Raw genomic sequence first — 13,021 nt, 5'->3', positions numbered from 1 at the left:
TGAACATCGAACGCTCGGAACGCAAACTATCGGCACAAGTTCGCCCAAGGACGCAGGATATCTGCATTCAGACACGCGTGATGCAAGAATGCTGTTCCCCGCGCATCAGGGGAGCGGGACCACGCGGTCTCCGGCGAGCCCGCGCGCATCGAGCAGTCGACCCAGGTGCTTGTGCACCCGCAGCACCATCGAGCGGTCGGCGATGCGCGAGCGCGGCAGGCGCTGCTCGAGCTCCGCCTCGATCTTGAGCACTTCGGGCTTCGCGCGGGCACCTGCCGCGACGATCAGGTTCGCGGGCCCCGAGGTGATCGCCGCGTACTGGAGCGAGGCCATCGTCGCGAGCGACTCCCGGGCGGCGTCCAGCGTCGACGCCGGGGCCTGGATGAAGAACCAGGCGGCCAGCGGCCAGTTCGAGTACGGTGCGGCGACGTCGGTGCGGAAGACGAGGTCGCCGTCGTCGCGCAGCCGTGCGACGGCGTCGGCCACGCGCTGGGGGCTGTAGCCCAGATCCCGACCCAGGTCGGTGTACGAGGCGCGCGCGTCGAATCCGAGTCGGCGCCGGAGCGCGCGGGCGAGTTCGGGGGCGACGCGCTTCGCCGCCCCGCGTCGCGGCGGCCTCGGCATCGGGATCCGCGCCTGCTGGGCGGGGGTGAGCGACTGGACCGACCAGTCCGAGCCCAGACGGAGCACTTCGTGGACGATATGGGTGCGGACGCTGCGGACGCCCGGGATCGCGCCGAGCCGTTCGAGTGCGTACTCCGCGAGTTCGCCGTCGTCGGCCGTGACGAGCGTCGCGAGCACGTCGCGCTGGCCGGCGGTGAGGTCGATCGAGTAGATCGCCGGGTCCGCGGCGGCGACGTCGGCGGTGGCGAGCACGCGCCCGGGCTCGCAGACGAACTCGACGAGGGCGCCCGCGCTCTCGGCCGAGCGGCTCACGGCGCCGGGAATGGTCGAGGTCCACGCGAGACCGAGGGAGCTGATGCGCTCCCATCGGCGGGACAGCGTCACCGGATCGCTGTCGAGCACGCCTGCCAGCGCGGTCCACGCCACACGCGGTTCGAGCTGCAGCGCGTGAATCAGCTGAAGATCGAGGTCATCAAGCGAGATTTCCTGCATCAGGCTGCCCCCTCCAACGAATTTCTTTCGAATCCTACGCATTCAGCGCGAATCGATGAGAGTGGACGCCGCACATCGATGTGCCTCCCCACTCGTCGAACAGGACCCTCATGGAACTTCCCGACCCCGCACCCGGCCGGACCCGCACCGCTGCGGGCGCCGCCCTGGTGCCGACCTTCATCGCCCTCGAGCTCTTCGGTGGGCTGATCCAGGGCTGGATCACGCCGTTGCTCGGCGTCATCGGCACGCAGTACCAGGTCCCTGGCGGCGCGCTCAGCTGGATCCTCACCGTGGGACTGCTGTCGTCCGCCGTCTCGGTGCCGCTCATGACGATGCTCGCCGACCGCTTCGGCGGGCGCAGGCTCCTCGTGATCGCCGTCGCACTCAGCGCGATCGGGTCGACGCTCATCGCCATCGCGCCGAGCTTCGCCGTCATCATCATCGGCTCGATCGTGCAGGGGCCGGTCGCGGCCATGCTGCCGATCGAGATGTCCCTGCTGAAGCACCTCCGACCGAAGTCGGCGACGAAGATCATCGGCGTCCTCGTTGGCACCCTCACCTTCGGCGTCGCGCTCGGCTCGCTCGGTGCGGGGCTCGTGATGGACGCGGTCGGCAACCTCGTCGTGACCCAGCTCATCGGTGCGGCGCCGCTCATCGTGCTCGCGATCCTCGTCGGCCTCGCCGTGCCGCGCGTGGCCGGCGACTCCGGGCGCGTCGTCGACTGGGCCGGAGCCGCGACGCTCGGGCTGGCCCTCGTCGGACTCATGTACGGCCTCTCCGAGGGGTCGAACGCGGGATGGCTCTCGCCGATCACGCTCGGCTCGCTCGCGCTCGGCGCCGTCGCGCTCGTCGGCTTCGTCATCGCGGAGTCGCGCGCGACGACGCCGCTCTTCGACGTGAAGATGATTCGCCGGGCCCGGCTCGGCGTGCCGCTGCTGCTCGGCGTCTTCATCGCCATGACCCTCTTCGGCTCGCAGACGCCGACCGTGCTCTACCTCGGCGCCGACCCGGCTACCGCAGGCTACGGGGTCGGCGTCTCGACCTCCATGACCGGCATCGTGCTGGCCGTCACCACGCTGTTCGCGACGGTCGGTTCGTTCGTCGCGCCGCTCGTGACGCGAATCACCGGGGTGCGCCTGGCCGTCGCGATCGCCTGCCTCGTCATCGCCGCGGGCCAGCTCGTCCTCATGACCGCGCCCTCGCAGCTGGTGCTCGTGATCGCCGTGTTCGCCGTGACCTCGCTCGGCACGGGCGTCGTGCTCGCGGTGCTGCCCGGGGTCGTCATCGAGCGCGCCCCCGAGAGCGCCTCCGCCTCGGTGTCGGGCCTCTACAACTCCGGCCGCACGCTCGGCGGGTCGCTCGCGGGCGCCTTCGTGGCATCCGTCATGACCGCCTTCGCGCTCGCCGGCGGCGCCGCCGACGCGACCGCCGCGACGCCGTTCGGGGCGTTCCAGGTGGTGTGGGGCGTCTTCGCGGCGCTGCTGGTCGTCGCGGCGATCCTCGCCCTCTTCCTCACGCCCCCGCGCGGCGGCACCGTGTCCGCCGCCATCGACGATTCCATCCAGATCGGAGCCGCATCATGACCCTGACGAACGAACGACCCGCCGCCGAGGCCCCGCGCACGGGCGCCGGCGACATCACCGAACGCATCCGCGGCGCGATCGAGGGCGAGCGCGAGCGCATCGTCGGGCTCAGCCACGCGATCGGCGAGGACCCTGAACTCGCCTTCGAGGAGCACCGCGCCGCTGCGCGCGTCGCCGAGCTGCTCGACGGCGCCGGATTCTCGGTCTCCACCGGGGCGTACGGCCTCGAGACCGCCGTGGAGGCGGTCTACGGCGAGGGCGAGGTGACGGTGGCGGTCGTCGGCGAGTACGACGCGCTTCCCGGCGTCGGCCATGCCTGCGGCCACAACGTCATCGCGGCCGCCGGGGTGGGGGCGGCGCTCGGCCTCTCGGTCGTCGCCGATGAGCTCGGATTCCGCGTGAAGTTCCTCGGCACCCCTGCCGAGGAGCTCGGCGGCGGCAAGATCCTCATGCTCCAGCGCGGCGCCTGGGATGACGCCACCTTCTCGCTCATGGTGCACGGCGGGCCGTTCGCGCAGATCGCGACCGCCGGCTTCGCCAGCCAGGCGTACGAGCGGATCATCGGCGAGTTCAGGGGGCGCGCCGCGCACGCCGCGGCGATGCCGCACGAGGGCGTCAACGCCGGGGATGCGGTGACGCTCGCCCAGGTCGGGTTCGGACTCCTCCGGCAGCAGCTCCGCAAGAGCGTCGTCGTCGGGTCGTTCGTCGTCGAGGCAGGCGGCGCCACGAACGTCATCCCCGAGCGGGGAGTGATCGAGGTCGAGATCCGTGGGAACACCGACGAGGAATGGAACGACGCGCGCCGGCGGGTGCGCGCGGTGCTCGAGGGAGCGGCGATCGCCACCGGCTGCGAGCTCGAGATCACCCAGCCCGAGCTGCCGTACGCCCCGCTTCGCAACGATGCCGACTTGGCCCGGCTGTTCGACGCCGCGATGACGGAGGAACTCGGATACGAGCTGGCGCCCGCCCCCGACGGGTCCGCTGGAGGTTCGACCGACATGGGGAACGTCTCGCAGTACCTGCCGTCGATCCACCCGATGATCGTGCTCGAGGGAGTCGAGGCGGTGCCGCACCACCAGAGCTTCGCGGCCGCCGCGCTGTCTCCGGCCGGCGACCGGGCGGCGGTCGACGGAGCGCTCGCGCTCGCGCTCGCCGCCGCCGCCGCGGTCGCCGACGACGTCGTGCGCGAGCGGTTGCTGCGGGAGCAGCGGGCTCGCCGTCCGTACCTCGAATCCGAGGCCTCCGGGCTCGGCTGAGCCTGCGCCCTCGCAGACTGCGCGAGAGTGGCGTCACCGCCCGCATCGACGATCCGTCGGTGCGGGCGGTGCTTGCGTTGCGTCGTCGATGTGCTTACACTGACTAGTCAGTACAAAAACGAAGGATGCATCGTGCCGATCATCGTGCGGGCGCATGAACTCGCCCTCCACTCCAAGCGCGGCCCCGTCTACGGCCCCGTCTCGTTCCTCGCCGACTCCGGCCTGACCGTGCTCACCGGCCCCGCCGGCAGCGGTCGCACGAGCCTCCTGCTCACGCTCGCCGGGCGCATGAAGCCCTCGAGCGGCCACCTCGAGACCCTCGGCCACGAACTGCCGCGCCGGGCGCGACCGGTCCAGGTCGCGACGGCCATCGCCGGATTCCAGGGCATCGACGCCCTCGAGGAGTCGGTCACCGTCGGCGCTGCGATCCGCGAGCGCGCCGCATGGCTCTCGCCGTGGTGGGCGTTCATCCGCCGCACCGACGAGGCCGAGCTCCGCCGCGTGCTCGCCCCCGTCTTCGGGGAGGTGCCGCTGCCCGGTGTCGACACCCTCATCTGGGACCTCGACGAGGTGCAGACCGTGCTGCTCCGCATCGCCCTGGCGATGATGAGCGAACCCGACGTGCTCTTCTTCGACCAGATCGAGCAGCTCCAGGCCCCCGAGGCGCGTCTGATCCTCTGGCACCGCCTCGACGCGATCACCCGGGCGGGCACCGCCGTCATCGCCTCGGCGGCCGCACCCGAGCTCGAGCTCTGGGCAGAGCTCGGCCTCACCCCCCACGTCGTCGACCTCGCCGCGGCGCCGGGCGAGGCATCCATCGCGCCGCGCGACGACGCCTCCGACCTCACCGACCTCATCCTGGAGCACGCCTGATGTTCGCCTTCCTCTCCTCCGGCACCGAGCTGCGCCGCTTCCGCAAGGGCGTGCTGCCCAAGATCGCGCTCGTCGTGCTGCTGTTCATCCCGCTCATCTACGGCGCGCTCTACCTCTGGGCGTTCTGGGCGCCCAACGAAGAGATGAAGAACCTTCCCGTCGCCATCGTCAACGAGGACACGGGGGCCAGTTCGGGCGGCAAGGACATCACCGCCGGTGACGACCTCGTCGACGAGCTCACGGGTCGCAACGACCTCGACTGGCAGGTGACGGACGCCGCGGACGCAACTGCCGGCGTCACCGACGGCGACTACTACTTCGCCGTCACGATCCCGAGCGACTTCTCGAAGAACGCCGTCTCGGTCGGCACCGACGACCCGCAGCCTGCGATGGTCGAGGTCGACTACAACGACTCCAACAGCTTCCTCGCCTCGACCATGGGCAAGCAGGCCATGGTCCAGCTGCGCGACACGGTCGCCGAGCAGGTCGGCCGGCAGACCGCCGACGCCATGCTCGTCGGTCTCAACGACGCCGGTGACGGCATCCGCTCGGCAGCGGATGGTGCGGAGACCCTCGCCGACGGCGTCGCGACCGCGAACGCCGGGGCAGGCCGTCTCGTCGTCGGCCTCGGCGACCTCACGAACGGCGCCGGGGCGCTCGATGCCGGCGCGATCCGGCTCGCCGACGGCTCGGGCACCCTCGCCGACGGTCTCGACCAGCTCGCCGACGGTGCCGGTTCGCTCTCGAGCGGCACCGGTACGCTCGCGGGCGGCCTCGGTCAGCTCGCCGACGGTGCCGGCTCGCTCTCGAGCGGCACCTCGACCCTCGCTGGCGGCCTCGACCAGCTGGCGGCGGGAGCGGGCACGCTTTCGACGGGCGCGACCAAGGTCGCCGACGGCGCGGGCGCGCTCTCGACGCAGCTCACCCAGGCGGCCGCCGGCGCGGGCCAGCTCGCGACCGGCTCGCACCAGCTCGCCGACGGCGCGGGCGAGATCTCGGCGCAGACCGCGAAGCTCGCCGGCGGCAGCGCACAGCTCTCCGACTCGCTCGCCCAGCTCCTCGCCGCGATGCAGGCGAACCCCGACGTGCCCGCCTCCGTCTACCTCGACGCGCTCCAGCAGGCGACCGACGGCGCCGCGACCCTCGACGCCGGCGCGCAGGCGGCCGTGCCGCAGGTGCAGGGCTACGCCGCGAGTTCGACGGCGTTCGCCGGCAAGGTCGACCAGCTCTCGGCCGGCCTGAACGCCGGCGCCCCGAAGGCGGCCGAGCTCGCCACCGGCGCAGCGCAGGTGCGCGACGGGGCATCGACCCTCGCCCGGAAGTCGGGTGCAGCGGCATCCGGTGCGCACCAGCTCGCGAGCGGAGCATCGACCCTCGCGGGCAAGTCGGGCGACGCGGCATCCGGTGCCGCGACCCTCGCGAACGGCGCGTCGACGCTCGCCGGCAAGTCGGGCGATGCCGCCTCGGGTGCGCACACCCTCGCCGACGGCGCCGCGCAGCTGAGCGCCGGCACGGACGATCTCGCCGACGGCGCGCAGCAGCTCGCCGACGGCGGCTCGACCCTCGCCTCCGGCGCCGGGAAGCTCGCCGACGGAAGCCGCACCCTCGCCGACAAGCTCGGTGAGGGCGCCGACCAGGCACCCGTCATGACCGACGCCGACATCGAGTCGCGGGCCGACGTGATGGCCGCGCCCGTGCAGCTCGACGAGAGCTCCCAGAACGAGGCGTCGAGCTTCGGCGAAGGGTTCGCTCCCTTCTTCATCGCGCTCGCCACCTTCGTCGGCGGCCTGATCATGTGGCTCATCCTGCGTGCACTGCCGACGCGCGCGCTCGCCGCCTCGGCGAGCGGCCTCCGCGCCGTGATGACCGGATTCCTCCCCGCGATGGCGATCGGCCTCGGCCAGGTCGTGATCATGGTGCTCGTGCTGGTCTACGGCATCGGCCTCGAGCCCGAGTACTGGCTCGCGACGAGCGCCTTCATCTACCTCGTGACGCTCGCGTTCCTCGCCCTCCAGCAGATGTTCATCATCGTGCTCGGCACGGCCGCCGGCCGCGTCGTCAGCCTCGTGCTGCTCATGCTGCAGCTGAGCTCCTCGGGCGGCACCTACCCCGTCGAGACGACGCCCGAGTTCTTCCAGGTGCTGCACCCGTTCATGCCCGCCACCTACGTCGTGACCGGCCTGCGCGAGCTCATCACCGGCGGCGTGGACTCTAGACTGTGGCTCTCGGTGCTCGTGATGGCGGGCATCCTCGTCGGCTCGCTCGCGATCAGCGCGTGGAGCGCCGGCAAGCAGCGGATGTGGAGCGTCAGCCGCCTGCACCCCGAGCTCGCGATCTGACCGGAGGAGCGACCATGGCCCGCGCGAACACCACCAAGCGCGCCATCCTCGACGCCGCGCTCGAGCTGGCGGCGACGAAGGGCATCACCGGCACGACGATGGACGAGGTCGCCGAGCTCGCCGGGGTCGCGAAGGGCAGCCTGTACTACAACTTCAGCTCGAAGGACCAGCTGTTCGAGGCCATGCTGCAGGAGGGGGTCGGCTCGCTCGCCGACTCCCTCCGCGCGGCCAAGGGCGAGCTGCGCGGCTGGCCGGCGATCGAGGCGCTCGTGCGTCAGCTGCTCGACCGGATCGCCGCGAACGCGCCGCTCGCCAAGCTCATGGCGTCCGAGATCTTCCGCACCGACCGGGCCTGGCAGGAGACGCTGTTCGCGCTGCGGCACAAGGCGCTCGCCGTGTTCGAGGAGGCGATCGACGAGACGGATGTCCCGGCGGGACGCGCGGGCATCATGGCCTCGAGCGTGTTCGGGGCAGTGCTCCTGGCCGGGCTCGAGTGGCTCGTCTTCGAACCCGAGCGTTCGCGCGACGAGGTCGCCGCCGGCATCCTCGCGACGCTGAACACGTCGGCGCCCGCCAAGGCGCTCGAGTAGCGGGCGCGGCCCGCCCCTCGCGACCTGCCAGAATCTCCTCCATGGCCTGGCTCTACCTCGCGTTCGCGATCGCCTTCGAAGTCGCGGCGACCAGTTTCATCGGCAAGACCGAGGGCTTCACGAAGCTGTGGTGGACGATCGGCGTGCTCGGCCTCTACGGCGTCTCGTTCGCGATGCTCGCCCAGGCGGTGCGCGAGCTCGAGATCGGCATGGTCTACGCCATCTGGTCGGGCGTCGGCACGGCGGCCATCGTCGCGATCGGGGTGCTGTTCCTCGGCGAGAGCCTCACCGTGCCCAAGCTCTTCGGCATCGGCCTGATCGTCGCCGGGGTGCTCGTGCTGAACCTCTTCGCGGCACCGGCCGCGCACGGCTGAGGCGAGCCCTACTCCTCGTCCTTCCGGCGACCGAAGCGCGGCGGGTTGTCGACCGCCGGTCGCTCGGCGACCACCGGGAACGCCCCCGTGTGGCCCTCGCGCTCCTTCGCCGCGGCGGCGATGCGGCCGCGGAAGGCGAACCACCCGATGATGAGCAGCGGGATCAGCCCCAGGCTGCAGAGCAGCACCCAGCGTCCCGTCTCCGAGAACGCCATGGTGACGATGACGAACGCGAGGAAGGCGAGTGTGAGGTATCCCGTGTAGGGCGCCCCCCACAGGCGGAACGCCGGGCGCTCGATCCGCCCCTGCTTCGCCCACCTCGCGAGCTGCATCTGGCAGAGGATGATCGTCGCCCAGCCGCCGATGATGCCGATCGCGGCGACCTCGAGCACGATCTCGAACGCCTGCGACGGCACGATCGCGTTGAGCCCGACGCCGAGCAGCGTGATGACCGCGGTGAGCAGGATGCCGCCGTACGGCACGCCGCTGCCGCTCATCCGCTCGGTGAATCGGGGGGCCGAGCCGTTGACCGCCATCGAGCGCAGGATGCGGCCGGTCGAGTAGAGGCCGGCGTTCAGCGACGAGAGCGCGGCCGTCAGCACCACGAAGTTCATCACCGAGGCCGAGACCGCGGCCGCCTCCTCGGAGCCGAGGTGCGAGAAGAACGTCACGAACGGCGACTCACCCGCTTCGTACACCGTGTACGGCAGCAGCAGCGACAGCAGCAGGATCGAGCCGAGGTAGAACACCGCGATGCGGAACACGACCGTGTTGACCGCCTTCGGCATGACCTTGCGCGGTTCGGCCGTCTCGCCGGCCGCGGTGCCGACGAGCTCGATCGCCGCGTACGCGAACACGACGCCCGAGATCGCGAGGATGGGCGCGACCGCCCCCATGGGGAACCAGCCGCCGTTGTCGGCGATGACCGAGAACCCGGTCGGGCCGACGTCGGTCTGCCCTCCGAAGACGATGAACACGACGCCGATGATGAGGAAGGCGACGAGCGCCGCGACCTTGATGAGCGCGAACCAGAACTCCATCTCGCCGAACATCTTCACCGAGACGAGGTTCAGCGACAGCACCACGATGAGCGCGACGAGCGCGATCACCCACTGCGGGATCTCCTGCAGAGGCGGCCAGTACTGGGCCCAGAACTTCACGTACAGGGCCGCCGCCGTGACATCCACGATGGAGGTGAACGCCCAGTTCAGGAAGTACAGCCAACCCGCGGTGTACGCCATCTTCTCGCCGTAGAACTCGCGTGCGTACGAGACGAACGAGCCCGAGCTCGGCCGGTGCAGCACGAGCTCGCCGAGCGCCCGCAGGATGAGGAACGCGAAGAAGCCGCAGACCGCGTAGACGATGAGCAGCGACGGTCCTGAACTGTTCAGGCGCCCGCCCGCACCCATGAACAGGCCGGTGCCGATCGCGCCGCCGATGGCGATCATCTGGATCTGCCGCGGCTTCAGCGTCTTGTGGTAGCCGTGCTCCTCGTTCGAGAAGTCCTGCACGGCGAGCATCTCGTCGCCGACGCGCTCCCGATAGTTCTCGAAGTCGTCGGCCGGGTCGTGCTCCGGGATGTGGTCGGGCGTGTGCTGCGTCGTCATCGTGCTCCCCCTCCACCAGGGTGGTCACGGTGACGGGAACGTCACGTGCGCGACCTCCGGCTTGGTCACACGATACGCGCGCGAGGGTTTCGTGCGCGAGGGTTTCGCGCGGATGCCGCGGGGTGCTCCGCGGCCGCGCGTCAGGCCGCGCGCCGCACCCGGGACCCGGCGGCCGGCACGAAGGTGAACCGGGCGCGATGCTGCGCCGAGCGGCGCGGGCGCAGCCGCTCGGCCCGCCGCAGGGGGAGCGCGGCCGAGATGAGCGCCTCGTCGAACTCGTCGGCGACGCGGGTCTCGGAGTTCGGCCGCAGGTGGCTTCCCTCGCGTGGGCAGGCGCAGGCCAGGCGGGTCTCCTCGCCGAGCGGTCCGTACACGAACTCCAAGTGGTGGGCCATGGCGCTTCCCCTTCCTGACGGCAGAACTGATGGCTCTACCTGAGAGATGCGCGCAGGCGCCGATCATGACGCGGGTCGGTCCCGCTCGCTCCGCACTTTTCAGGACGAGGCGGGCGATGGCGCTCGTGCAGGGCGCGATGCCGCGCTCGTCCTGAGAAGTGCGGTGATCGCCGCGCGGTTCAGGTGCCGTCGATCCCCTTGAGCTCGACGCTGATCTGCTCGGCGTCGAGGTCCTCGAGGGCGGCGCTCAGCGCGGCGGCGCTGAAGCGGCCCTCGTCGCGGGCGTCGAGCAGGGCGGCGCGCTCGGCCTCGATCATGCGCAGCCGCAGCCGGCGCACCTGCTCGGGGTCGACACGGCGAGGGGATGCCACGGGCTGGGGTGTCTCGCCGGCGCCGGGTGCCTCGCCGACACCGGCAGCCGCGGCATCCTGCTCGTCCGTGGCATCCGTCTCGCCGGCGCCCTCGTCGTTGGAGACCTGCCAGGCCGCGCGCATGCGCTCCGCGATCGTGCGCAGCTCGGGGTCGTCGGAGCCGGCCAGCTCGTCCATCGCCGCGGTGCGCAGCAGCTCGCGGAGCTCGCGCCGCTCGGCGGCGCCGGCGCCCGGGTCGCGGGCGGGCACGATCGCGCGCACGAGCCACGGCAGCGTGCCGCCCTGCACGAGCAGCGACGCGACCGCGACGAGGAAGGCGATGAACACGAGCAGCGAGCGGTTCGGGGTGTCGGCCGGCAGGGTCTGCGCCGCGACCAGGGTCACGACGCCGCGCATGCCCGCCCACACGATGATCGTGCCGTCGCGCCAGTCGAGCGACTCGTCGACGAAGTAGTCGATGTCGGCGACCCGTCGCCGCAGCATCGAACGGAAGCGCGCCGTCCTGGCGTGGTCGGGCTCGCGGCCCTCGCGCAGCGCGAGCATGGCCGTGTCGGTGGGGAGGGACTGCAGCCGCTCCTTCACCCGGGCGCCGCGCTGCGCCCGCCGCCCGAGCGCCCCGATCAGCGGGGCGACGTACGCGGCTCGGATCAGGATCGCGGCGACGAGCGCGATCGCCGCGATGCCGGCCGCGTTCCAGGCGCCCGCGTGCGCCGACTCGACGTCGTCGATGAGTGCCGTCACCTCGAGCCCCATCACGAGGAACACCGTGCCCTCGAGCACGAGTTCGACCGTGCGCCAGTTCTGCACGTCGGAGAGGCGATGCTGCGGACTCAGGTACTTCGCCGCTCCGCGCCCCGTGACGAGGCCGGCGACGACCGCGGCGACGAGTCCGGAGGCGCCGAGGTGCTCGGCCGGGATCGACGCGAGGAACGGCATCGTGAAGGAGATCACGGTGTTCACCGTCGGGTTCGAGACGCGGGCACGCACCCGGAGGTTGACCCAGCCCACGGCGAAGCCGATCAGCGCGGCGACGACGACCGAGTAGACGAAGGTGCCGGCGATCCCCCAGATCGAGACGGATGCCGCGACCGCGGCGATCGCGGATCGGAGGAGCACCAGGGCGGTCGCGTCGTTGAGCAGGCTCTCGCCCTCGAGCATCGCGACGACGCGGGGCGAGACGCCCAGGCGCTTCACGATCGACGTGGCGACCGCGTCGGTCGGGCTCACGATGGCGCCGAGGGCGATGCCGATCGCGAGGTCGACGCCCGGGATGAGCCAGGTGAACAGGAACCCGAGCAGCACCGAGCTGAGCACGACCAGCACGACCGAGAGGCCCCCGATCGTGCTGAAGTCCCGGCGGAACTCCATGGCCGGCATCGAGACCGCGGCGGAGTAGAGCAGCGGTGGCAGCACGCCCGCGATGATCCACTCGGGGTCGACCTCGATCGGAGGCACCGAGGGCAGGAAGCTCACCCCGAGGCCCACGAGGACGAGCAGCAGCGGCGCCGCGACGCCGAGCTTCGGCCCGATCGCGGTCGCGGCGGCGATGGCGAGCAGTGCGAGCACGCCGGCCAGCAGCAGGTCCATTCGCCTATTCTGGCCCCCTCCGCGTCGGCGGCGGCATCGGCGTCGGCGGTGTGTGGTGGGCTGGGCCCATGGGTTTCGACGCGCAGTTCCTGGGAGTGACGGCACCGATGCCGCGGCCGACGCCGGGCCCCGAGGCATCCGAATGCGTCGATCTCGCGTATGTGCACTTCTCGGTCGTGCTCGACCCGGTGCGGCGATTCGCCCGGGTCACCGGCGTCAACGTCGACGGCGCCGCCCTGCTCGATCTCGCCCGCGGCGGCGACGAGTGGCGGCTCGACGACCGGGTGCCGGCCGACTGGCAGGCCGGCCCTGCGGTCTACGCGGCCAACGACCTCGACCGGGGCCATCTCGTGCGCCGTCGCGATCCGGTCTGGGGCGAGCCGGCCGTCGCCGCACGGGCGAACGCCGACACCTTCCACTACACGAATGCCGCCCCGCAGGCCGCCGGGTTCAACCAGTCGAAGGAGCTCTGGCTCGGCCTCGAAGACCACGTGCTCGCGTACGCCGAGGCGACGGCGCAGCGGCTCAGCGTCTTCACCGCCCCCGTGCTCGGCGCCGACGACCCCGGGTACCGCGGCATCCGGGTGCCGCTGCAGTTCTGGAAGGTGGTGGCGTGGAACGCGGGCGCCGCGCTCGCCGCGACTGCGTTCGTGCTCGACCAGTCTCCGCTCGTCGACACGAGCGAGGTGCGCCCGCCCGAACCCGGTGCCGTGCCGCCGCTCGGTCCGTTCCGCACCTTCCAGGTGCCGGTCTCGGCCGTCGCCGAGCTCGCGGGGCTCGACATGCCCGAGCTCGTGGCCGCCGACATCCTGCCGCCGACGGTCGCGGCGGCCGGCTGGCGGCGGCTCGACGCGACCACCGGGGTGCTGCTGCCGACCCGCGCGTCCGGCGTATCGTGAGGGGCGGACAGCACTTCACGTCGACGAGGTC

Annotated in this window: 11 protein-coding genes; 7 read left to right on the top strand and 4 right to left on the bottom strand. The window is 71.7% G+C overall.

Going from position 1 to position 13,021, the window contains the following annotated elements:
- Positions 1–105: 105 nt before the first annotated feature.
- Positions 106–1,116, bottom strand: coding sequence for an Lrp/AsnC family transcriptional regulator (locus ACFVAJ_RS07120; protein ID WP_376942580.1), 1,011 nt, complete (start codon positions 1,114–1,116; stop codon positions 106–108).
- Positions 1,117–1,226: 110 nt separating this feature from the next.
- Here ACFVAJ_RS07120 and ACFVAJ_RS07115 point away from each other — a divergent pair, with 110 nt between their 5' ends.
- The 6 genes from ACFVAJ_RS07115 to ACFVAJ_RS07090 all read left to right on the top strand — a co-directional run bounded on the left by ACFVAJ_RS07115 (position 1,227) and on the right by ACFVAJ_RS07090 (position 8,131).
- Entirely contained in the window at positions 1,227–2,699 is a 1,473-nt protein-coding gene (locus ACFVAJ_RS07115) for an MFS transporter (protein ID WP_376942578.1), read from the top strand.
- The gene (locus ACFVAJ_RS07110; protein ID WP_376942576.1) at positions 2,696–3,955 is read left to right on the top strand and encodes a M20 family metallopeptidase; all 1,260 of its coding nucleotides are present in this window, start codon (positions 2,696–2,698) and stop codon (positions 3,953–3,955) included. Before ACFVAJ_RS07115 ends, ACFVAJ_RS07110 begins: the two co-directional genes overlap by 4 nt.
- A gap of 132 nt (positions 3,956–4,087) precedes the next feature.
- Positions 4,088–4,828, top strand: a complete 741-nt coding sequence (locus tag ACFVAJ_RS07105) for an ATP-binding cassette domain-containing protein (RefSeq protein WP_376942574.1) — start codon at positions 4,088–4,090, stop codon at positions 4,826–4,828.
- Positions 4,828–7,167, top strand: a complete 2,340-nt coding sequence (locus ACFVAJ_RS07100) for a YhgE/Pip family protein (RefSeq protein ID WP_376942572.1) — start codon at positions 4,828–4,830, stop codon at positions 7,165–7,167. The genes ACFVAJ_RS07105 and ACFVAJ_RS07100 overlap by 1 nt, the downstream gene beginning before the upstream one ends.
- Positions 7,168–7,181: 14 nt before the next feature.
- Complete coding sequence (locus ACFVAJ_RS07095; RefSeq protein ID WP_376942570.1) at positions 7,182–7,757, top strand: TetR/AcrR family transcriptional regulator; 576 nt, start codon at positions 7,182–7,184, stop codon at positions 7,755–7,757.
- 41 nt (positions 7,758–7,798) lie between these two features.
- A complete protein-coding gene (locus ACFVAJ_RS07090) occupies positions 7,799–8,131 on the top strand; it encodes a DMT family transporter (protein ID WP_376942568.1) in 333 nt (110 codons plus the stop codon).
- Between the two features lie 8 nt (positions 8,132–8,139).
- Here ACFVAJ_RS07090 and ACFVAJ_RS07085 read toward each other — a convergent pair whose 3' ends face one another.
- From ACFVAJ_RS07085 to ACFVAJ_RS07075, 3 genes are all read right to left on the bottom strand, one after another.
- Positions 8,140–9,651, bottom strand: coding sequence for an amino acid permease (locus ACFVAJ_RS07085; RefSeq protein ID WP_376944588.1), 1,512 nt, complete (start codon positions 9,649–9,651; stop codon positions 8,140–8,142).
- A gap of 227 nt (positions 9,652–9,878) precedes the next feature.
- On the bottom strand, positions 9,879–10,133 hold the full coding sequence (locus ACFVAJ_RS07080; RefSeq protein ID WP_376942566.1) for a hypothetical protein: 255 nt from the start codon (positions 10,131–10,133) through the stop codon (positions 9,879–9,881).
- Positions 10,134–10,312: 179 nt separating this feature from the next.
- A complete protein-coding gene (locus ACFVAJ_RS07075) occupies positions 10,313–12,091 on the bottom strand; it encodes a cation:proton antiporter (protein WP_376942564.1) in 1,779 nt (592 codons plus the stop codon).
- Between the two features lie 68 nt (positions 12,092–12,159).
- Between ACFVAJ_RS07075 and ACFVAJ_RS07070 the strand changes: the two genes are divergently transcribed.
- Positions 12,160–12,990, top strand: coding sequence for a DNA/RNA non-specific endonuclease (locus ACFVAJ_RS07070; RefSeq protein WP_376942562.1), 831 nt, complete (start codon positions 12,160–12,162; stop codon positions 12,988–12,990).
- Positions 12,991–13,021 lie beyond the last annotated feature (31 nt).

Origin of the sequence: Agromyces sp. NPDC057679 (genome assembly GCF_042799635.1) — a bacterium.
GTDB lineage: Bacteria > Actinomycetota > Actinomycetes > Actinomycetales > Microbacteriaceae > Agromyces.
This window is presented reverse-complemented; position numbering and strand designations above follow the sequence as displayed.